We start from the raw sequence: 20,478 nt of genomic DNA, 5'->3' as shown, positions 1-20,478 counted from the left end.
GAATGACAAAGGAGGCCGATCGGCCTCCTTTTTGCATTGCGTTCACTCGCTTACTCTTGATCCTGACTATGGTAGCCCCGAGGAATATAGGAGCAGTAAGGATCGCTTTCCAAATAATCGCCTGTGACAGCATAAGCTCTAGCCCTGGAGCCGCCGCATAATTCCTTGAATTCGCAGGCTCCACATTTGCCCTTAAGCAAGGATTTGTCTCTTAACTGCCGCAGAATCGTTGAATTTCGGTAGATTTCCACCAGCGAGGTGTCCCGGACATTCCCGCAATTGACCGGCAGAAATCCGCTCGGATATACCTCCCCAATATGGCTGATAAAGACGAAACCGTCCCCGTCGTTCACGCCTTTTGGTGATCGACCGAGCACATCCTGTCGTTTTGGCGCTGCCGCAGCCCCCTCTCCGGAAGCGGCGTTCAGCCTCTGCTGCTGCATGAAAACCCGACGGTAATGGGGCGCTTCCGTCGCTTTGATTCCATAAGGCATCTCTCGTTGCAGGTTCGCCAGCCAGATCATCACCTGCTCATGCTCTTCCGGTGTAATCATGTCTTTCGTCATCCCCCGCCCCGTTGGTACAAGGAAGAACACGCTCCAGAGCACCGTGCCCATCCCTTTGACCGTTTCCGCGATTCGCGGCAGATCGTTCAGGTTGTAACGCGACACCGTCGTGTTGATCTGAATCGGAATCTGGAGTTGCTGCAAATAACCGATCCCTCTCGTGGTCATCTCGAATGAGCCCGGTGTACCGCGGAAATGGTCATGGATTTCTGCCGTCGAGCCGTCTAGGCTAAACGCCCAGCGAGATAACCCAACCTCCTTGGCTTTGCTTACGGCGGAGAAGGTAACCCTCGGTGTGGCGCTTGGGGTCATGGAAACGGGCAATTCCTTCTCATGGATCGCATACTGCGCCAGGTCAAACAAATCCGGACGCATGAGCGGGTCTCCGCCGGTAAATACAAATAGCGGATCGTCCATTTCCGCGATTTCGTCGATGAGCTTCTTGCCCTCTTCGAAGGTCAGTTGTCTGGGATCGGGATGATATTGGGCTTCCGCCCGGCAGTGCAGGCATTTCAGCGCGCAGGCTCTCGTCACTTCCCAAATAACGATAAAGGGATTCACGTTATAATCTTTATGCTGGATCAGTTGCATTTCGATTCATCTCCCAACCAAGTTAACGCCGCTTCCGCCGCTTCCTTCCCTTGACGAATGCAATCGGGGATACCCACACCGCCATACCCCGCTCCGCACAGCAAAACGCCGGGTAACTCCCGCTCCAGCTCGAAACGCAGCTCCTGCAGGTGTTCCACATGACCAACCGGGTACTGCGGCATCGACTCCGGTAAAGCCGACATTTCGCAAAAGAGCGGTTCGGCCTCGATCCCCATCAGATCCTTAAGCTCAGCAGCCACGCGTCGGCGGATCTCCGTCTCCGGCAGTTTCGTCCAGGCCTGATCTCCCAGACGGCCGATATACGCACGGAGCAGCACCTGATCTTCCGGTGTCGTATGCAGCCACTTGGAGGACGTCCACGTGATGGCCGTAACCATGCGGCCTTCCCCGCGTGGGATCAAGACACCGGAGCCGTTCAAATCATGCAGGATCTCATTCCGCCGGTAGGCAAAGGCCAGATTCGCAACCGAGACGTAACGAATCTGTTCCAAATAGTCCGCTGCTCGTACCTGTTCATGCAGCAGCCGAGCCGAGGCATAAGCCGGGGTTGCCAGAATGACGGCGTCCGCTTCCAAACGTTCGCCCCCGCGTAACTTCAACTCATAGCGGCCAGCTTCCTTGCTCAGACCGTCTACCGCTTGTCCCGTAATCACCCGCTCGCTTTGAAGCGCAGCGGTTAAAGCCTCCGTCAGCACGTTCAGTCCACCCTCCAGCGTCAAAAACATGCTGTTTGGCGCCTTTCTATGCATGTCTTCTCGCGGCTTGGGAGAAGGAGGTTTCTTGCTCGCCAAAAGACCGAGAATCAAACTGCGATGTTTACGCTCCATCTCCATAAACTGGGGGAACGTTGCTTCCAGGCTAAGCTCCGCCGTATCCCCGGCATAAATGCCGGCCAGCAGCGGTTCCGTCAGGTTCTCCAGCACTTCGCGCCCCAATCGTCGACGGATGAATCCGCCGAGCGATTCATCTCCGCCGCCGCGTCTGATCGGCAACACGAGATCCAATGCAGCTCGCAGCTTGCCGGCCGGCGACAGCAAGCCGGTCTTCACCAGTGGCCACATTTGCGTAGGAATGCCAAGCATCAGCCCCGGCGGCATCGGGTGAAAACGGCCACGATGCACAATATAATTTTTTTTGGCCAGTGGATTCGTCCCCACCAGCAAATGCTCCAAACCCAATTCCTTCGTCAGCTCCAGCACAGCTATTTTCCGTGCGATGAATGAATCGGGGCCTTGCTCTATCGTAAAACCGTCCCGGCGCAAGGTCCGAATGTTCCCGCCTAGCCGGTCCGTTTGCTCAATGATCGTGATCCCGGCCTCAATCCGCTGTTCGCGAAGCCATTTCCTGGCGTAATAAGCCGCGCTTAACCCGGAAATCCCCCCGCCGACCACCGCAATGGTTCTGCTCATGATAAGGTTTGCCCTCCTTTGAGCGGCGTGACCCTCCTGCGAATCAAACCGTCTCTTCATTGAATTCCTTGTAATCGTAACCCATCAATCCGTGCCGTTTTATGACTGGAATCACTCCAAATGCAAACCCCTCGCGATAAAATGGTCAAAATTCCATCGGGAGGTAAGTTGAGATGAGGAATAATCATGAACCCAAGTTGCCCACCGCCAAAAACGGAGCGGAGCTGCTAATCGAGTGCTTGCGTGCGGAACGGGTCTACAATATCTTCGGATATCCCGGCGGCGCGGTCATTCCGATCTACGATGCGCTGTACGATTGCCTGGAGATCCGTCATATTCTAACGCGTCATGAGCAAGCTGCCATACATGCGGCGGACGGTTATGCCCGAGTCACCGGCCAGGCCGGGGTTGCGCTTGTCACCTCTGGGCCGGGTGCGACAAATGCGGTCACAGGTATCGCTAACGCCTATATGGACTCGGTCCCCATGGTTGTGCTGACGGGCCAGGTTTCTACCGACCTGATCGGGCGGGACAGCTTCCAGGAGGTCAATATTTATGGAATGACGATGGATGTGACCAAACATAATTATTCCGTGATGGACATCCGCGATTTGCCTCGAATCGTCAAAGAGGCTTTCCATCTCGCGGTCACCGGGAGACCTGGTCCCGTGCTAATTGATCTGCCCAAGAACATCATGACCGCCCGTACCGATCAAGAGCCGACCGTCGAAGTCCATATTCGTGGATACGAACCTCAATCCGAAATTGACGAAGAGGTCGTTCGGCTCATTGCAAGCAAGATCAAGTCCTCCCGCCGCCCGGTCCTTGTGGTGGGCGGCGGCGCAGCGGCATCCGGCGCCGTAGAGCAGCTGCACCAGTTGGCGGAAACCGCGCAAATCCCGGTTGTTACGACGCTGATGGGCATCGGCGCCTTCCCGTCCCGCCATCCGCTCTATCTCGGGATGCTGGGAATGCACGGCACCTATGCCGCGAACCGAGCGGTCCATCACGCGGATTTGCTAATTTGCCTCGGTACACGGTTAAACGATCGGTTATCGGGCAATGCAAAATCGTTCGCACCCAACGCCTGGAAGATCCAGGTGGATATCGATGATGCCGAGCTGGACAAGAATATCCCTGTCGATCTCAAGCTCTGCGGGGATGTCGGAGAGCTGCTGCGCAAGCTGAACGCTTACGTGAGAGCACCCGAGAAGACAGATTGGCCGGCGGAAACGGCCGGTTGGCAAAGGAAGGTGCCGCATTATAACGAAGCGGCTGCCGGATCGCTTAATCCGCAGGAGGTCATTCGGTTGATCGACAAGCATACTGGAGGAAACGCGGTGGTGGCCACCGATGTCGGGCAACATCAAATTTGGACCGCCCATCACTACCGGTTCTCCCGCCCCCGATCCTTCCTGACCTCGGGAGGACTCGGAACGATGGGCTTCGGTTTCCCGGCCGCGATTGGCGCGGCCATAGCCCAGGGCGGACCCGCCGCTCCGCCGGTCGTCTGCATCACCGGAGACGGCAGTTTCCAAATGAACCTGCAGGAAATGATGACGGTCGTCGATTACGGCTTGCCGGTCAAAATCGCTATTCTCAACAATGGCTATTTAGGGATGGTTCGGCAATGGCAGCAGTTGTTCTATGAACGACGATACTCGTCTGTTCAGATCACTTCCCCCGATTTCGTCGCTTTTGCCGGCGCATACGGGGTTCCCGGGCTCCGGGCACAAACGCCAGAGGAAGCCGATGCGATCATCCAACGGGCGCTGGCCCTCCCCGGCCCCGTTCTGATGGAGTTTAATGTACGGGAAGAGCAAAACGTGTATCCGATGGTGCCGCCGGGAGCCGGCAACGATCAAATGCTGACGGGTGACGGCGAGATTTAATGGAGTGCTCCATGAGCAGGGACGAAAAAGGGACAGTCCCGGAAGAGTGATCTTCTTCCGGGACTGTCCCTGTCCATGATCAGGCTAAGCCTGAAGCTTATGCATTTTCTCCACGCTTGCCGTCCTCTTGCCATTGAAGCTCCCATTCGCGATATTTCGCCCGCCGGATTCGATCCAGCTCGCGTTGCTTCTCCTCCCCTACGCCCAAGAGGAAATGCAGGTGAGCCCCGATCACAAGGAAAGCAAACCCTGCCCACACCGCGCCAAACAGCGACACCCAACCAGCTCCAGGTTCAAAGGAAATCATCGGCAGCGCATATATGAGCATCGCCAATGCCAGAATCAGATAAACGACATGCTTCCATTTACTTGGTTTTTTAACGGTTTTCATCTTCCGCAGCTCCTTTATTTCATAGATTACGAGATATGAGATTCAGTTCGCTGTACCTTGTCTCTTCTATCTCTATGAACGGGGCTGCAGGAATATGATAGAAACTTGCTAATCTAAGATACGGGCGGATGCGGAGATTTAGATCCCCGCGCCGTACAGGTGAGCCAGACTGTCCGTAATAATCTTGTTGACGTCCTGAATAATCACACTAAGCCGGCGTTCAGCGTCAAACAAACGGCGGATATTGAGGTTCAAGCTCAGCACCTCGAACTGCTTCTCCATCTGTTCCATTTCTTCCTGCGACGGCATTTCTCCAGCCATCATCCGCTGTTGCATTTCATTTTGGCGAACCCGGAATTCATCCAGCATCCGTTTGCTCTCGGGATCGGCATCCACTAGCTTCATCGCTGCTGTAATTTCGGTTACCTCCGGGCTATCCTTCAAGGCTGCCGCCAGTTCATGCGCTTTGTCGTAAATGTTCATTGATAAAAACCTCCAAATTAATTAAGGGTACAAGCTGCCTTAAGGCGGGCCTGTCTCGTACTATATTGGCGAACGATGTAACACCTTGAGCTAATGTCGCAACAACAATTTGCACTAACGCTGATCTAGATGCTTATTTGCCCAAAAATCAAGGGTTTCCACATGTAACGCGGATCAGACACCCTATTGGGTTGGAACGAACCCCGTTTTATTAAAAATCGGGAAATAAGCTCTACAGCAAGCGTTAGAATTTTCTATGCCTCTTTTCGGCTCAATTAGCGTTCCTCATAAGCGTTAGGCAAAAGTTTCGTTGTTATTACCACTGTCAGTACCACTACGCACGCCATGGCAAGCCCGATCTTGTGGCCCGGACGGTTCAACAGGCAGTTCTCCGCCCTATCCCCTATCCCGTCCACAGCATCAGCATCGACTGGAACAAGCCGATGATACCGCCAAGCAGCACGCCGAGCCAAGTAATGGCGCGAAATTCCTTCCCCGAGACGCTGAGGATAACCTCCTCCAGGCGCTCCACCGGAAATTTCTGCACCTGCTCCTCGACGAGGCCCGGTAAATCCACAGCCTGCATCGCAGAAGGAATCCCCTTGGTGACAAGGCGCAGCAACCGATCCGTCAGCACCGGAACCATCGCGATGGCCTGTATCTTCCACGGTTCGATCAACGAGCGGAGCGGAAGATTCTCCGCCTGTTCCAGCCACCGCTCCAACGGCAGCTGCTCCAGCTTGCCGCTTAGCCAATCAAGCGCCTCCTCGCCAGTTAAAGCGGCTAACAGCTCCGCTACCGGCTTCTCCCCGTACAGCTCCAGGCGCGATTCGATCGCTTGGGCTGTTTTGCTCACGGCCTCCTCGCCGCGCAGCGCTTGAACGAGCGCCGGGGTCATTTTCTGCACCAATTTGTCCTCATCCATAAAGATCGCGGCCATTGTGCCTAGGAAACCGCCCGCTTTATCCATCATCCCAGCCGCCATTCGCGACAGCATGCGTTGACCGCTGGCAGACAGCAGTTCTTCCTCAACGACTCCCAGCAGCGCCCCAGCCAAAGCGGCGCTCCAGGCCTTACGGTTCTCCTCGGACCATCCGGGAACGAGCTGCTTTAGCGGCAAGCTTCCCATCTCCGAGTGCTCCCACAGCCGTGCGAAACCCCGCATGGCCGTTTCTCTAACCGCTGCCGCCAATCGGGTCTTCAGTGCTTCATACTCCGCCTCGCTCCATACGCGCAAAGCGGCTTGCCGCAGCGTCAACTCACTGGAGTCCAAGCGTTCAATGATCCCACGCAAGGCATCTTCCGCCTTGTTCCGGAACTCCGGTCGCAGCACCGTTTCCTGTAGGCCTTCGGCTGTCACGAGATACTCCGCTACGACCTGGCCCAGCGACTGGGCAATATCGTCGCGGCGTTTCGGAATAAGTCCCGGCGTAAAGGGAACATGGAACTTGCCGATATGTATGGGGTTGCGCGGATGGAACAGCATTTTGATCGCAAAGTGATTGGTGACGCCGCCAACAAAAGCAGCTACCGCGACGCTTACCAACACGTAAAGCCAATCGGGCATCCTTCCTCCACCTTCTTTCTCTTAGGCTGCCGCCCTAACTATCACCCACGAAATCCGCCTTCAGGCCGCGCCCGACAAGGGAATGAACGGTTCATCCCTTCGCCCTGAGGCCGCTGAAAACGGGCATAGGTTAATCACCAAGGATTCTATGTCCTCATATGATACATTACATGCATTTTACGCAGATGAACTTTACTTGCATCCAAGACTCTAGCTTAGCTTGGAAGGAGATCCGCATTCATGCCCTCCAAAAAAATTACGGTACAAATCATGAGTCCGGGCATTTTGGAAGATGACATTCTCGTGCTCGGAGACATGCTGATCAAACAATGGAAAATCCCGACACATCTTCCGCTTCTGCTCGCCTTCGGATCATTCCGGCACCGCGTCAAAGTTATTCCCTTATCCAGATCCGACGGAGTTCGCATGAGTTCAGGCCTGGCAAGGAAAATGGGAATCCAGCCGCGGTCGTCGCTGCGACTCATCTATCGGCCACATTCCTCAACCCTTCAATTGGGTCCGCTGTTAGGCATCCTGCTCAGTCAGGACTTCCCCGGCAATCCGGAAAGGCCGTTTGGCCAAATGACCTTATTCTGTAAAGAGCTCGTCACCGCCTGCTCACGCCAAGGGGTGTTCGTTTACTTCTTCACGCCCAACCATATTGGCACCAGCGCGGGCCAGGTCTCGGGCTGGGTCTATGGCAACGGGTGGAAGCAAACCCAGCTGCCTGCCGCAGACGTCTTCTACAACCGGCTGAATTCGCGGAAATTGGAGAACAAACCTAGCGTACAGCATTTTATGAAAGAAGTAAAATCCCGCTACGGGAGCCATTTTTTCAATGAAAAGTATCTCGACAAAACCGAAGTATTCGACGCTATTGGCCGAGACACCTCCGTACAACGTTACTTGCCGGAATCCCATCTGTTCCGAAATTACGCCATGCTGAAAGCGATGTGCGCCAAATATCCGGTCGTCTTCCTGAAGCCGATCAAAGGCAGCTTAGGCAAGGGCATCATCCGCATCTCGCGGCTCGAAGGCGGAGCCTTTCAGACATTAACCGCCCAGGTTGGCGGTACGCGGAGGCAGGTTTATCCAAATCTCACCAAGCTGTTTACATCGCTCTCCGGCAAGATGAAGGCGACCCGCTATCAGATCCAGCAGGGGCTTCATTTAATCGAAGTGGATCATCGGCCGGTGGATTTTCGTGCGCTGGTTCAGAAGAACTTCTCCGGCAAATGGAACACGACCTCCATTGTGGCACGGATCGCCGGAAGTCAGCATTTCGTCTCCAACCTGGCTCGCGGGGGAACCCTCAGCACGGTGAAGGACGCGATCGCCCGCAGTTCGCTGCCGCAAGGGGTGAAGGGGAAAGTCGCCTCGAAGCTGAAGAAGGCGGCCCTGGATATCGCCCAGAGTGTCGATGCTCAAATCCCAGCCCACTTCGGGGAATTCGGCATCGATTTGGCGGTGGAAACGAGCGGCCGGGTGTGGCTGCTGGAGGTCAACTCCAAACCGTCCAAAAATGATAATACCCCGATAGGCGAAGGCAAGATCCGACCGTCGGTCAAGCAAGTGATTGAGTACACCCGATATTTGTCCGGTTATTGAAAGTAGCACTATAAGGGCCTCTTGGAAGGAGGGATTCCGTCATGATCAAAACACCTCAAGGGACCGTTGGGATCCTAGTCGCCGAAAGCGACGGGCTGCTTCCATTCGCGGAAGCCGCGTTCTGCCGCAGATTATGTTATATCGGTGAAAGACAGGGCCTCTCTGTGATTGTCTTCTGTTTAGGTTGGATTGCTTCGGGGAACGCCGCCGGCATTCCGTCCTACACGTATGAACACGGGACCTGGATTCGCAAATGGTCCCCCAGACCCGACATTATATACGACCGCTGCTTCACCCACGACCGCAAGCATCAGCTACGTAAGCATCGCCTACTCGAACGGTTGGCTGCCGAGCATCCCTTCGTCTATCTGGCCCGAGGGCTTGCGGGCAAATGGGTCGTCTATCAAGCTCTGCTTGAATGTCCGGAGGTCGCCGAACATTTACCGGAGACCGTGCTTTATCAAGGGCAGCCTCAACTGGACAAATGGCTGCAAACCCATGCTGGCGAGGCGTTCTTGAAACCGCGTAACGGTACGCATGGCAAACGGACGCTGCATGTCAAATATCATCCGCCTCGCGATGAAATCAGGGTGATGGGCCGGAGCGAACGGAATACGATGTTCCGGCGCCGTTTTCTCACCAAACAAGCGGGGCTGGAATGGGTCGACCGATTTACCGGAAGACGCCCCTTCCTGATTCAGCCGTATTTGCAGCTGAACAGCGCTGACGGCGAGCCATTTGACGTCCGCGTCCTCATGCAGAAGAACGCCCAAGGTGAATGGAGCTTAACGGGAATGGCGGCCCGCGTCGGCCGTAAAGATTCGTTAACCTCCAATCTGCACGGAGGGGGTACTGCCCACCGGGCTCTGCCTTTTCTCATACGAGAACTCGGGGAGCAGGGCGGCAAAGCCGCTGAAGCAGCGATCCGCAAACTGTCACTCTTGATTCCGGCCTATCTGGAGACCCGTTTCGGCAGGCTGGCGGAACTGGGCCTTGATTTCGGCGTAGACCGCCAAGGCTGCGTATGGGTGCTGGAGGTCAACTCCAAACCGGGGCGATCCTCATTCTTTCGAATCGGCGATCCGGAAACCGCCAGAAGGTCGCTGGAGAATCCGATTGGCTACGCCCGCTATTTACTGCTGAGCAAACCCTGATCACTTTTAGGAGGATAAAATCCATGAGTTTGACTTTTTGCAACGTCCATTTCACGCAAGCCCCCGAACGGGTGGTTTACGTGTCAGGGGCTCTAATGAAGAATCTGAAGCTGTCCGGAAAAAAGTCGATGCATCTAAGACTCGGCGGAGAACGGGTTCCCGCCACCATCAAACGAATTAATAAAGCGGGAAAACACCTTTACCTTGCCGGCGGCGTCCGCAGAGGCATTAAAATCCCAAAACCCGGCGGCGTCTACCTTCGAAGCCTTCAGGAGGGGGAAGTGCAGATCGGCCCGCTCATCGGCGTCTTGTCCGATGGTCCGGTGTCCTCACAGACGAATCCGTTCGGCTCTCGTACCGGTTTCATTAAACAGCTGCTCAGACAGGGCAGCAAGATCTCATTTATTTTTGCGTTCACCCCGCGGGATATCCACTGGGAGGACGATACCGTGACCGGCTACTTTCTTAACGAGGCGGGCCGCTTCATGCGGAAGCGGGTGCCCTTGCCCGACGTTGTATACAACCGTCTGCCCAGCCGCCGCGCTGAAACCACAAGTTCGATCAATCAGCTTCGGGAACGGTTCGTCCGCCGGAGAATTCCTTTCTTTAACTGGAGCTTCTTTAATAAGTCCGATATTTACCGGTTGCTGGAGAAAGACACCGCCGTTGGCCGTTACGTTCCCGAATCGATCATGAGCCCGACGCCCGAGCAAATTAAGGAGATGCTAGATCGGCATTCCCTCGTGTATTACAAGCCAAACAGCGGCAGCCTAGGCAACGGGATCTACCGTCTGTCCTATATCCCAAGGAGCGGATACTACGCCAGGTATCGGAAAAATGGACGCAACGCCTTGCTGCGCTTCTCTTCCTTCGCCAGCCTAATGCGCACGCTGCAAGCCCGACACGGGCGGGCGCTCCGCGGATATGTGGCCCAGCAGGGCATCCGCCTGATCGAAATCGACAGCTGCCCGATCGATTTCCGGTTCCACATGCATAAGAACGGGAAAAACCAATGGGTTGTCGTAGGCATAGGGGCGAAAAAAGCCGGTAAAGGCAGCGTGACGACCCACTTGAAGAACGGCGGCTCCCTGCTCACGCCGGATCAGGCACTCAGCAGAGCGTTTGGCGCACGTGCCGATGAGGTGCTGCGGAACGCCAAGTCCGTTGCGATCACGTTGGCCGAAGCGATCGAATCCCATCAACAGCATCTGATCGGCGAAATCGGTTTTGATATCGGGATTGACCGGGAAGAGAAGATCTGGATGTTCGAAGCCAACGCCAAACCGGGTCGTTCGATCTTCAAGCATCCTTCGCTCCGGGCAGAAGGGAAGGCGTCGGTAGACCATATCTTGGATCATTGCCTCTACTTGAGCAAATTCCGGAGGAGGGATGGCTCATGAGCAATCCGCTCTTGAGCGATAAGAAGCCGGTCGTCGCCGTGTTAACGGTGGATGATACCGACAAGCTGTTCCGCGGAAATCGCAGCAACTTCAGGGATCTCGTCAAAACCGGGCAAGAGCTGGAATATCCCGTTTATGTCGTCACGGCCAAGGACTTGAAGCTTGGCGCCAAACGTGTTCAAGGATATTTGTTCCATCCGGAAGACAAAGCGTGGAAGAAGCAATGGTTCCCCTTGCCCGATGTCATCTACAACCGCATTCCGCTGCGGGAGGATGAGAAGAAACCGGAGGTACGCCGTAAAATCGACGAGGTGATCGAGCACGAGACCATCCATCTCTTTAATCCATTCTTCTTCAATAAGCGGCGCTTGTTTGAATGGTTGAAGAAAGGTCGGTCTACCAAGACGCTCGTGCCAGATACGAAAAAAATGCTGGGCCCCAAAACGCTGGCCGCAATGCTGGAGAAATTTGGCTGCCTTTACCTCAAACCGGAAAGCGGTAAAGCCGGAAAGGGCATCATGTTGTTGCGACTTGATGTCAACGATATCAAACCGTACCGACTCACGATTCAAGGAAAGCGGCGCCGAAACGTCGTTTATAAGACCGCCAAGCTCCCCTTGTTATGGAAAAGAATCAAGAAGGAAGCAGGAAACACACCTTACATCATGCAGGAGAGTATCGAATTGACTTCCTATCGAGGCCGTCACTTCGACATGCGTGTGCTCGTACAAAAAAACAGTAAAGGCATCTGGATGGTGACCGGGATCGGCGCCCGTCTCGCCGGTCCGAAACGGATCACGACCCACGTTCCCCAAGGCGGAAGCATCGAGGATCCGGAGAAGATGCTTCTACCCGCCTTCGGGCCGGAGATGACGGCGCTCCTTCTAAGTCGGATCAAATCCAGCGCGCTCCTGATCGCCAAGCAGATTGAGAAGGAATCCGGCTTCCTGCTTGGAGAAATGTCGATGGATTTAGGGATCGATACGGACGGACGCCTCTGGTTCTTCGAAGCCAACGCCAAGCCGATGAAGTTCGACGAGCCCCATATCCGCAAGAAATCATTGGAGCGAATATTCCAATACAGCCAATACTTGTCCCGTCAACCGAAATCTAAAGTGTGAGAAGGCCCGGCTGAATTCAAGATTCGACGCCAAGTCAGCTTCACTGCACTACTTCGTGATCCAAAGATGACTTTTTGAACTACCATTACAATCAAGGTTCAAAAAGTTAGATTGGGAGCACCGAGAAGGTTGGATGAAGCTAGGGACTGAGTAGCGCAGCGTACGTTTTGGGTACGTGAGCAACGGAAGGCCCGGCTGAATTCAAGATTCGACGCCAAGTCAGCTTCACTGCACTACTTCGTGATCCAAAGATGACTTTTTGAACTACCTTATAGGAGGGCGGAAGTGATGGAGATTAGAGGCGTGACTTTGGATGAGGTCCCTTGGGCGCTGCAACATGGCGAAATACTGGCTTTCGTACGCAAATACGGCTCCGGTCACGTCTCGTCCGCCGTCCTCCGGGGCCTGCTTCGGCTGACCCCCAGCGACTTAAACCGGCCCGGCTGCTCCCTGCTCGTCGCCCGGATCCGTGCGGAAGACGGGGAACGGTTGGCCGGTGTCGCTTGCGCCATGGATTACGGCCGCACGCTTTGCGTGGTAGTCGTGCATCCACTGTACCGCGGCCGAGGCATCGGCGCGAGGCTGCTTCAGGCTCAGTTGACCCGATTGGGGCAACTAAGCTGCCGAGTTGCGCTTAGTCAGGTCCCGGGCCTGCATATGTGCTTTCGCGCTGGGCTGTACGCTTCAGGACTGACCCGTGACCCGCACGGCAAAGCGCTGCTCCTCCTGGAGTCGCAGCCCGTTCTCCCCAATATTGAAGAACCGTCCGCCCATAACAGCAAGGAAGGTGATATGGTTGTCACACCCCGTCCTGGGCATCCTGACCTTGTACCTCAATGAGAAGAAGCAGCTGGAGGAACGGCATATCTACCAGCGCATGATCACGGAGGGACACAAAATCGGTCTGGACATTTTCGTGTTCACCCCGATGGACGTTTTCGACCAGAAGAAGCAGATTTTTGCACTCGAGTATGACCCGAAGGCTAAGAAATGGTTCCGTAAATGGCGCAGCTTCCCGGACCTGATCTTCGATCGTTGCCGGATTCAGCGTAGCAAACGGTTCGAACAGTTGCTGCGGTTCCGGGCCCGTTACGGTCACCTGACCTTTCTCAACCGGCCGCTGCGAAATAAATGGACGATTTATCAAACCTTGTCCCGAAAAAGCCGCTTCCGATCCAACCAGCCGGAAACCGTGTTGTTCCAAAGCAGCAGCGATGTGATGAACCTGTTGAAGAAGCATTCCACCGTCTATGTCAAACCGATTAACGGTACGGGCGGCCGCGGGATTCTGCGGGTTGAGCGACTGGACGGCGATCTCTTCCTGATACAGGGACGGCGGCAGAACCGGAGCATCATCGCTCCTCAGAAAATTCACAAAGCCCGTCTGAGCGCCTTCCTGCTGGGCTGGAAGGGAAGCGGCCGCTTCATTGCCCAGCAAGGTATCCAGATCAAATTACCCACCGGCCGCGTCCACGATTACCGGATGCTCGTACAGAAGAATGGTCAAGGCAAATGGGAGATGACCGGCTGTGCCGGCCGCGTGGGACCTCCCCGCAGCGTCACTTCCAATCTCCATGGCGGAGGCCATGCAGTGGCCATGAACACCCTGTTGAAGCAATGGATCCCAAGCGAAGAACGGCGTCAAGAGGTTCGACGCTCGGCCGAGAAGCTCAGTCTGGAAGTTGCAGCCTACCTGGAGGAGACTTTCGGCGCCTTATGCGAGCTGGCGCTTGATTTGGCAATTAACCGCCATGGTCAAATCTACTTGCTTGAGGTGAATCCCAAGCCTGCCCGCGAGGTGTTCAACCAATCGGGTGATTCGCAAGCGTACCGCGCAGCAATCGTTAAACCGTTAGAATACGCGCTGTGGCTGTATAAGCAAAAAGCCGCTTCCCCCTCCAATTAGGAGGGAAAGCGGCTTTTTACGTATCTCAACAACTTAACGGACTGGAACGGCGCTATTCACCTATTTCCCTATCCTTCCCGCAGTTCACCTTACGAAGTATCCGTCCGAATACGCTTAAAATGGGCACCAGCAGAACCGCTGCCGCAAGCAGTGAAGCCCTGACTCGGAATCGGCTTCCGATCCAGCCTACTGCCGGCCCACCTGCCGTCTGTCCAAGCGCATCCGACTGGCTGATCATCGAAAGCACGGTGGCGCGGTTGTCACTGCGAAGTTTCATATTTAACCATGTCGAATAGATTGGCTCGCTCACGGTAACGACCACGCTTACCACAAGTACCGATGCCAGCGCCCATGCGAAATTCGTCGCCAAGGCAAGGGAAAGGATGCCAAAAATTCGAACGAGAGTCAACACGAACATGACTGCGGAAACGGTTCGATCACGGCTCATGTCCAGTTTTTTCTCCGTAAACCTTACCGCCAGCATGCCCAATAGTATAGAAACTGCGCTAATTAGTCCGAACCACACAGCCATAGTGACCATCCCCTTTGGAAAACCGATCTCCTGGATCAAGTGAATTTCCCAAAGACGGTCATAACCTTCTGAGGCGGCTCCGCTAAACAGCGTGACAAATACGATCGTTATCAAGAGCGGGCTGCGTGCGATCACCCTTGCCCCGCTCTTCCATGTTCGCGACATTTCCTGGAGATGGGAGGTTCGCTCTTGGCTCCGAGATCTTACAAAACGCGTCTCCTTCATAACACGGATCAGGAGGAAACCCAATACAACATACATGAGTCCTCCAGCCAAATAAGGAAGATTCGGCGATACTAACGAAAGACCAACGCTAATACCGATACCCAACAAAGACGCCGTTAAAGCCACTCGTTTGGCACGCAGAAAAACAGAGCCAGCAGTTGACTCACCAACCTCATCAACCATCCAGGCGCTGTCCGCGCCGCTGACAAACGTGTGACCCAGTCCAAAAAACACTTGAGCGAACATGACCCAAACGACGACCGGGATCATCAAGCCAAAATCTTGTAGCCAGATGATACTTCCCTCAAAAATAAATCCAACTCCCAAAACGAACATACCGATAATGACGGACAGCTTCCGACTGTAAGTATCCGCAATCACGCCGGTGATCCCTTCAAAGATCAACACCGTCAATTCCAACACCGTGCCGACCAAGACAAGCTCAAGGGGGCTTAAGCCTAGCTGAGTAACATAATAAATGCTGTATGTCGTAAAAATGGTGCTACCAGCTAAAGAAGTAATAAAGTTCATTAAATAAAATATTGTTGCAGCTTGTTTTTTAAACAATCCTTTACCGCCTTTCGAGCAGACGGCACGTCAATTCAGAACTACCCTTCCATTCCGCAACAAACGGCCGTATACCGCTGTCTTTTTTGAACCTGAATCATTCCGATTAATTGGTTGAATTGAAGTTGTTTGCTTTGCAAATGGAACACCTCCGAAAATAATAGAAAACGGGTTTGATCCCTCGTGATGATATAGTTACGCTTCCTTCGCCTGATCGTAAAGCGGAATCAACTCGCCGAAGGAGCCGATCAGTACGTCCGAGCCAGCTAGTTCACTGCCATCGCCGAATCCGGCATAAGCGCAGCCGATCACCGTCAGCCCGTTCCGCTTGCCGGCTTCGACGTCCGAGGAACGGTCGCCGACCATCCATGCGCGGGATACGCCGTGCCGATCCAAGAGCAGCTTGACCAAATCAACTTTCGTTGCCGTTTTGTATTCGCCTGCGCTGAATATCCCTTCGAACAGAGGTAAGATTCGATGCGCCTCGGCAACGCCTTTAACGTAATGCTCCAGCCCGTTGCTCGCGACGAACAGCCGTACACCACACCGCTTCAACTCCTGCAGCGTTTCCAGCACTTGTGGATACAACTCCGTGTCAAGTTGCTGCAACCCTTCCAGTTCAAATTCCAACAGCAAATCATCGGCCCTTCGATGCACGGTTTCGCTCTGGTGCGGAAGGACGCGGCGCCAAATATCCGGCAGAAGCATCCCCAAACACCCTAATATCAACTCTTCCGGCGGCGTTTCTCCAGCATAAAGTTCTTCCTCCCGCAGCCGATCAAACACCTTATGAAACACCGGTACCAGCAGCGTTTCCGTTTTGAATAACGTCCCGTCCATATCAAAGATCATCGCGTCCGGCCTTGGAAGTTCTACTGTCTTTCTCTCCATCTCCACATTCCTTCCGTATGTATGATATAGCCTCATGATATGTCAAAGCCACATTCCTTGTAAACCGAAGTCATTATCCGGACTTCGCCTGGCGGGCCGATCGCACCTTGATTTCAGCAACCAGCAGCAAAAGCACGGGAAACACGACCTGAAATGGAAATGCGTAAAAATGGTATATTTCTATAGCGAAAAACTCCATATCCATAATATTGTCGAACAGCGAGTAGGCCAAATATGTGGTCAGAAGACCCGTTTGAAAGACCACGCTGCGATAACTGTTCAGGCGAAACAACTTCGCGATGCCTTGGCTAGCGGCCAACAAGCATACGCTGAACTTCACGAACACGCAAATCACGAAGACGATGGCGACCGTACCTTCGATGCGCTGAATAAAATCCCCGACATTAATGCGGCCCACGGCCGCATAGGAGGGGAAATACACGTTGCTCATCGTATACGTCCCCAAGACGAAAATGTTGCGGAACGAAATGAACAGGATCAACCCTCCGCCGATCAATAACCCATATAGGAAAATACGAACGAACGACTTGCGGTCTCTCACGCCGCCCATAATGGCGGTTAACAAAAAGGATTCGGCAAACGGAAACGAAAAGGCGGAGAAGGCTCCTTCCCAAACCGGACTCCAGCCATGGTCCAATACCGGAAGGAGATTATCGAACTCCATTCTTCCGATGGCGAGGAACAACACGATCAGTATCATCACTAAGCAAACGTTAAACAGCAGCCGCGCGCTCCGCCCCAATGTTTCAATGCCGTGCAGTACAACGATGATGCTTAGCGTGCCCACGAACAGCATCGGCACGAGCATCGGCGTTTCCGGCATCGCTTCGGACGTCATGAACTCCCCGTAATTTCTAAGCACTAACGCAGCCAAATGAACGGCATACCAAACATACAGCAGGATGAATACTTTCCCCAGCACATTGCCGAACACATTCTGGCAAATGTCGAACAGGTTTTGCCCGGGATAGAGAGTCAGCAGTCTAGCGGAAATCAGAGCGACTGGAATAGCCAGACAGACGGCGATCAGGATGGCGATCCATGAATCGGTTTTGGCCTGACCCGCCGCCCCCAGGATCATCGTACTGCCCATGATGAACAGGATCAAGATCGTTCTGGCTTCGCCGCCGGTTACCATTTCCTTGTTCATTGCGAATTCACCTCCCGCGTTATGGACCGAATATCATCCCCACCAGTTGTTCGATCGCCTGCGTCGGGCTCGGCAGCTTTGCGCCGCCGGCCAGTGCCAGAGCCGCTGAGAAAGACAGCAGCCCCATGGCGCAGCTTACGATAAGGTCCTTTTTATAGCCGTTTTTGTACGTTTGGACTTGATCCAACAGTACGATGAGAGCATAGACAATGAGCGTAAGCAAGATCAATAATTCTCATCCTCCGTATTGATCGATTTTTTGGTCGATGCTGTGCCTTTAATTTCAACTTTAGCCTGCACGGACACCTTCAGCCTGGAAAATTTCTCGTCCCAATCCGGTTCGAGTGTCTTCCATTCTTTCGGAAACTTCTTATGAATCCGGCTGCCAAAACCGAAGATGTCCTGTTTATACCGTTTTTGCGCAATCTCGATCGCTTTTTCCATTTCCTCTACCACCATCTCCTCCGCCATGCTCTCGATTTCCGCTCTACCCTTGGACGTATAGTAGTCGACATCTTCTTGCGCTTCGTCAACCGCCGTAACGGTATGCGTCTTCACCCGGATTTCGATCTGACCGTCCACCAGCACCGGTTCCACTTTGGTTTTGTTTTTAAAAATCTCCAAAGATATTCCCGGCAGGCGGTTATAACCACCCAAGGTTAGGATTCCTCCTTTGATTTCGTCCCGGAGAAACAATGCGAATTTGGTTTTGTTGGCGTCCATTGTTCCCAGCATCTTGTCGATATCGAAAACAGCCAATCCGTGGATCGAAGCTGTCTTTTTGCCCTTGTTCTCCGACGAATAAACCATCGGCAGGATACTGCTGATGCCGGGGGTATTGATCGTATCGGCGAAATCAAAAATCTCCATCACAGGGGAATTCGATACGCTATTTTCGTTTTTCAGGATTTCATCGATCTTGTAGGAGAACGGTTCGTCAGAATTGCTTTTGCTGGAAAGCACTTCCTCTGCCGTTTCCTCTCCGGACACCAGGATATGGATATCCGATCTAGTTTCCGAATCCCTGACGTACCAGTCGATAACTTTCGCTGCCCCGTCCCGGGCGATCTCCTCGCTTAAAATTATCGACTTGGCGTGAGCCCAATATAGTCGGTTGCCGGATTCCGTTATCATTCTTCGTACAATTTCAAACATCGTATGTCCAGATAAACTGATCCGACTGGAACCAATGCTCATCGCATCCTTCCCCCCCAACCCATCGACAACTTCTACGGTCAACCTGATCTCGCCTTCCTTTTCTCCTTTATCGATGGCAATCCCGGCGACGGTCGTCATTTTATCGACTTCCCGGTAATTCCAGCAGCCGGATAACACGAAGATCGTCAGGCTGCACATTACGACGATCAACCGCCTTTCGCATGCTCTCTTCGCCATCTTGTATTCACCTCGTGACCTTACGTATCCGCCGCTTGGCTTGCGCGATAGGAGCCCCGACCTTTACGCCCCACCAAGGAATCCGGATCACCGTATCCCTGATGTCTGACTCCTTGAATGAACCCACCGTGAGCATGTAAGGGACCCCGAAGCTCCGCAGGCTCATTAAATGAACGACTAATCCGATCATTCCGAACATGAAGCCGTAAAAGCCCATAAACGAGGACAAGGACAACAAACCAAAACGCGTAAAGATCGAGGCCGCTTTCATCTTGACATTAAGGAGCGTCGTAATGCCTGTAATGCCGATAACGATCACCATGGGGGCACTGACGACTCTCGCATCGACCGCGGCCTGTCCCAGAACCAAGGCTCCCACAATGCTTACCGCCTGGCCGATCGAATTCGGAATTCGGGTTCCTGCCTCCCGGAGAATTTCAAATACGATCAACATAACGTAACATTCCGCCACTGTCGGAAGAGGAACGGATTGCCTTGCGGCGGATATGCTAAGCAACAGCGGGGTGGGCATCATTTCCTGGTTGTAGGTGACCAAAGAGACATAGATGGCCGGAACGCTAATCGCCAAAAATTCTCCGATGTACCGGATGATCCGGTTGAACGAACCAAAAAAGTAATTGCTGTAATAATCCTCGCTCACCTGAAAATATTCCACGAATAAATAAGGAACCGTAAGGACAAATGGACTCCCATCCACCAGCACTGCAACACGTCCCTCCAGAATTTTACCGGCCACGGCGTCAGGACGCTCTGTATTGCCCACCGTTTCGAACGGTGTCAAGGTGTGATCGCGAAGCAACTCTTGCAGTTGCCCGGAATCCAGTAAGGCATCGATCTCCAAACGTTCCAACCGTTTGGCAAGCTCCTGCAGAATCTTCTGGGAAACGGAATCTTCCACATAGCATAGGCAAACCGTCGTGTGGGTCGTTTTCCCAATCTCCAGGAATTCGAATTTTAGTTTCGAGCTTTTTACTCTTCGCCTGATGAGCGACAAATTGGTGATCAGCGATTCGGTGAAGCCTTCTCTCGGTCCGATCACCGATTTCTCCGATCCCGGTTCTGACACCACCCGAGTTTGCCATCCCTGTGTCCCGACGATTAGAGCTTGATTACTCCCCTCCAGCAACAATAAGGCATTACCGTAAAGGAGATCATTCATGATTTCCTCCATATTGCCTGATAACTTAAGCTCGCTGACCTCAATGATGCCATCCATCAACTGCTGCATTAAAGATATATCTTGAACTTCTTCGGTAGGATGGAACCTTAAGATGGGTCTGAGAATGTAATTGCTTAACGTCTCGGTACTCACCATGCCTTCAATATGAATCAGGCAACCGGAAAGGGACTTAACTGATGGATGCTGGAATTTGCGGAACTTGATGGTGGAATCCCCAGGAAATATCCGCTCGAACAACGCGATATTTTCGTTTATCGTAGGGTACAGATTTTCCTTATTCACCAATACAATCCCTCCTCTCTTCATAGCATGCGGATATGTTATTCCCAAAATGGGTAAATTTTATTAACCGATTCAGGCTCGAATTTGCGGCAAAAAAAAGCAGCG

The 20,478-nt window shown here is 53.5% G+C and carries 18 protein-coding genes; 7 read left to right on the top strand and 11 right to left on the bottom strand.

Annotation, left to right across the window (positions count from 1 at the left end):
- Positions 1–50: 50 nt before the first annotated feature.
- Positions 51–1,157, bottom strand: coding sequence for a TIGR04053 family radical SAM/SPASM domain-containing protein (locus M0651_RS21785; protein WP_248553789.1), 1,107 nt, complete (start codon positions 1,155–1,157; stop codon positions 51–53).
- Positions 1,148–2,587 (bottom strand): protoporphyrinogen oxidase, encoded by a 1,440-nt coding sequence (gene hemG, locus M0651_RS21780; RefSeq protein WP_248553788.1) that lies wholly within the window; start codon positions 2,585–2,587, stop codon positions 1,148–1,150. Before hemG ends, M0651_RS21785 begins: the two co-directional genes overlap by 10 nt.
- Before the next feature lie 173 nt (positions 2,588–2,760).
- Between hemG and ilvB the strand changes: the two genes are divergently transcribed.
- Complete coding sequence (ilvB, locus tag M0651_RS21775; protein ID WP_248553787.1) at positions 2,761–4,479, top strand: biosynthetic-type acetolactate synthase large subunit; 1,719 nt, start codon at positions 2,761–2,763, stop codon at positions 4,477–4,479.
- 97 nt (positions 4,480–4,576) lie between these two features.
- Here the strand turns inward: ilvB and M0651_RS21770 are convergent, their stop codons facing one another.
- The 3 genes from M0651_RS21770 to M0651_RS21760 all read right to left on the bottom strand — a co-directional run bounded on the left by M0651_RS21770 (position 4,577) and on the right by M0651_RS21760 (position 6,920).
- Complete coding sequence (locus tag M0651_RS21770) at positions 4,577–4,870, bottom strand: hypothetical protein (protein WP_193418199.1); 294 nt, start codon at positions 4,868–4,870, stop codon at positions 4,577–4,579.
- A gap of 138 nt (positions 4,871–5,008) precedes the next feature.
- A complete protein-coding gene (locus tag M0651_RS21765) occupies positions 5,009–5,353 on the bottom strand; it encodes a YlbF/YmcA family competence regulator (protein ID WP_248553786.1) in 345 nt (114 codons plus the stop codon).
- A gap of 403 nt (positions 5,354–5,756) precedes the next feature.
- Positions 5,757–6,920 (bottom strand): DUF445 domain-containing protein, encoded by a 1,164-nt coding sequence (locus M0651_RS21760; protein ID WP_248553785.1) that lies wholly within the window; start codon positions 6,918–6,920, stop codon positions 5,757–5,759.
- Positions 6,921–7,160: 240 nt separating this feature from the next.
- Between M0651_RS21760 and M0651_RS21755 the strand changes: the two genes are divergently transcribed.
- The 6 genes from M0651_RS21755 to M0651_RS21730 all read left to right on the top strand — a co-directional run bounded on the left by M0651_RS21755 (position 7,161) and on the right by M0651_RS21730 (position 14,109).
- Positions 7,161–8,528 (top strand): YheC/YheD family endospore coat-associated protein, encoded by a 1,368-nt coding sequence (locus M0651_RS21755; protein WP_248553784.1) that lies wholly within the window; start codon positions 7,161–7,163, stop codon positions 8,526–8,528.
- Positions 8,529–8,569: 41 nt separating this feature from the next.
- Entirely contained in the window at positions 8,570–9,682 is a 1,113-nt protein-coding gene (locus M0651_RS21750) for a YheC/YheD family endospore coat-associated protein (protein WP_248553783.1), read from the top strand.
- 23 nt (positions 9,683–9,705) lie between these two features.
- Positions 9,706–11,082, top strand: a complete 1,377-nt coding sequence (locus M0651_RS21745) for a YheC/YheD family endospore coat-associated protein (protein WP_248553782.1) — start codon at positions 9,706–9,708, stop codon at positions 11,080–11,082.
- Positions 11,079–12,203: a YheC/YheD family endospore coat-associated protein gene (locus tag M0651_RS21740; protein WP_248553781.1), complete on the top strand. Its 1,125-nt coding sequence runs from the start codon at positions 11,079–11,081 to the stop codon at positions 12,201–12,203. Before M0651_RS21745 ends, M0651_RS21740 begins: the two co-directional genes overlap by 4 nt.
- 288 nt (positions 12,204–12,491) lie before the next feature.
- Positions 12,492–13,043, top strand: a complete 552-nt coding sequence (locus tag M0651_RS21735) for a GNAT family N-acetyltransferase (protein WP_248553780.1) — start codon at positions 12,492–12,494, stop codon at positions 13,041–13,043.
- Positions 13,000–14,109 carry a YheC/YheD family endospore coat-associated protein gene (locus tag M0651_RS21730; protein WP_248553779.1) on the top strand — a complete coding sequence of 370 codons (1,110 nt, stop codon included), beginning with the start codon at positions 13,000–13,002 and terminating at the stop codon, positions 14,107–14,109. The genes M0651_RS21735 and M0651_RS21730 overlap by 44 nt, the downstream gene beginning before the upstream one ends.
- A gap of 52 nt (positions 14,110–14,161) precedes the next feature.
- Here the strand turns inward: M0651_RS21730 and M0651_RS21725 are convergent, their stop codons facing one another.
- The 6 genes from M0651_RS21725 to M0651_RS21700 form a co-directional block, all read right to left on the bottom strand.
- Positions 14,162–15,433 (bottom strand): MFS transporter, encoded by a 1,272-nt coding sequence (locus tag M0651_RS21725; RefSeq protein ID WP_248553778.1) that lies wholly within the window; start codon positions 15,431–15,433, stop codon positions 14,162–14,164.
- Between the two features lie 195 nt (positions 15,434–15,628).
- Entirely contained in the window at positions 15,629–16,324 is a 696-nt protein-coding gene (locus M0651_RS21720) for an HAD family hydrolase (RefSeq protein ID WP_248553777.1), read from the bottom strand.
- 73 nt (positions 16,325–16,397) lie between these two features.
- Entirely contained in the window at positions 16,398–17,495 is a 1,098-nt protein-coding gene (locus tag M0651_RS21715; protein ID WP_248553776.1) for a GerAB/ArcD/ProY family transporter, read from the bottom strand.
- A 19-nt stretch (positions 17,496–17,514) separates the two neighbouring features.
- Complete coding sequence (locus tag M0651_RS21710) at positions 17,515–17,724, bottom strand: hypothetical protein (protein WP_248553775.1); 210 nt, start codon at positions 17,722–17,724, stop codon at positions 17,515–17,517.
- Positions 17,721–18,890: a Ger(x)C family spore germination protein gene (locus tag M0651_RS21705; protein ID WP_248553774.1), complete on the bottom strand. Its 1,170-nt coding sequence runs from the start codon at positions 18,888–18,890 to the stop codon at positions 17,721–17,723. Before M0651_RS21705 ends, M0651_RS21710 begins: the two co-directional genes overlap by 4 nt.
- A gap of 7 nt (positions 18,891–18,897) precedes the next feature.
- Positions 18,898–20,373 carry a spore germination protein gene (locus M0651_RS21700; RefSeq protein ID WP_248553773.1) on the bottom strand — a complete coding sequence of 492 codons (1,476 nt, stop codon included), beginning with the start codon at positions 20,371–20,373 and terminating at the stop codon, positions 18,898–18,900.
- Positions 20,374–20,478 lie beyond the last annotated feature (105 nt).

It is taken from the genome of Paenibacillus mellifer, from assembly GCF_023195895.1.
GTDB classification, from domain to species: domain Bacteria; phylum Bacillota; class Bacilli; order Paenibacillales; family Paenibacillaceae; genus Fontibacillus; species Fontibacillus mellifer.
This window is presented reverse-complemented; position numbering and strand designations above follow the sequence as displayed.

Coding starts and splice junctions, on each gene's coding strand:
- M0651_RS21770 (WP_193418199.1), bottom strand. CDS start 4,870: ATGAAAACCGTTAAAAAACCAAGTAAATGGAAGCATGTCGTTTATCTG.
- M0651_RS21715 (WP_248553776.1), bottom strand. CDS start 17,495: ATGAACAAGGAAATGGTAACCGGCGGCGAAGCCAGAACGATCTTGATC.
- M0651_RS21740 (WP_248553781.1), top strand. CDS start 11,079: ATGAGCAATCCGCTCTTGAGCGATAAGAAGCCGGTCGTCGCCGTGTTA.
- M0651_RS21765 (WP_248553786.1), bottom strand. CDS start 5,353: ATGAACATTTACGACAAAGCGCATGAACTGGCGGCAGCCTTGAAGGAT.
- M0651_RS21785 (WP_248553789.1), bottom strand. CDS start 1,157: ATGCAACTGATCCAGCATAAAGATTATAACGTGAATCCCTTTATCGTT.
- hemG (WP_248553788.1), bottom strand. CDS start 2,587: ATGAGCAGAACCATTGCGGTGGTCGGCGGGGGGATTTCCGGGTTAAGC.
- M0651_RS21745 (WP_248553782.1), top strand. CDS start 9,706: ATGAGTTTGACTTTTTGCAACGTCCATTTCACGCAAGCCCCCGAACGG.
- M0651_RS21720 (WP_248553777.1), bottom strand. CDS start 16,324: ATGGAGAGAAAGACAGTAGAACTTCCAAGGCCGGACGCGATGATCTTT.
- M0651_RS21705 (WP_248553774.1), bottom strand. CDS start 18,890: ATGGCGAAGAGAGCATGCGAAAGGCGGTTGATCGTCGTAATGTGCAGC.
- M0651_RS21735 (WP_248553780.1), top strand. CDS start 12,492: ATGGAGATTAGAGGCGTGACTTTGGATGAGGTCCCTTGGGCGCTGCAA.
- M0651_RS21755 (WP_248553784.1), top strand. CDS start 7,161: ATGCCCTCCAAAAAAATTACGGTACAAATCATGAGTCCGGGCATTTTG.
- M0651_RS21760 (WP_248553785.1), bottom strand. CDS start 6,920: ATGCCCGATTGGCTTTACGTGTTGGTAAGCGTCGCGGTAGCTGCTTTT.
- ilvB (WP_248553787.1), top strand. CDS start 2,761: ATGAGGAATAATCATGAACCCAAGTTGCCCACCGCCAAAAACGGAGCG.
- M0651_RS21750 (WP_248553783.1), top strand. CDS start 8,570: ATGATCAAAACACCTCAAGGGACCGTTGGGATCCTAGTCGCCGAAAGC.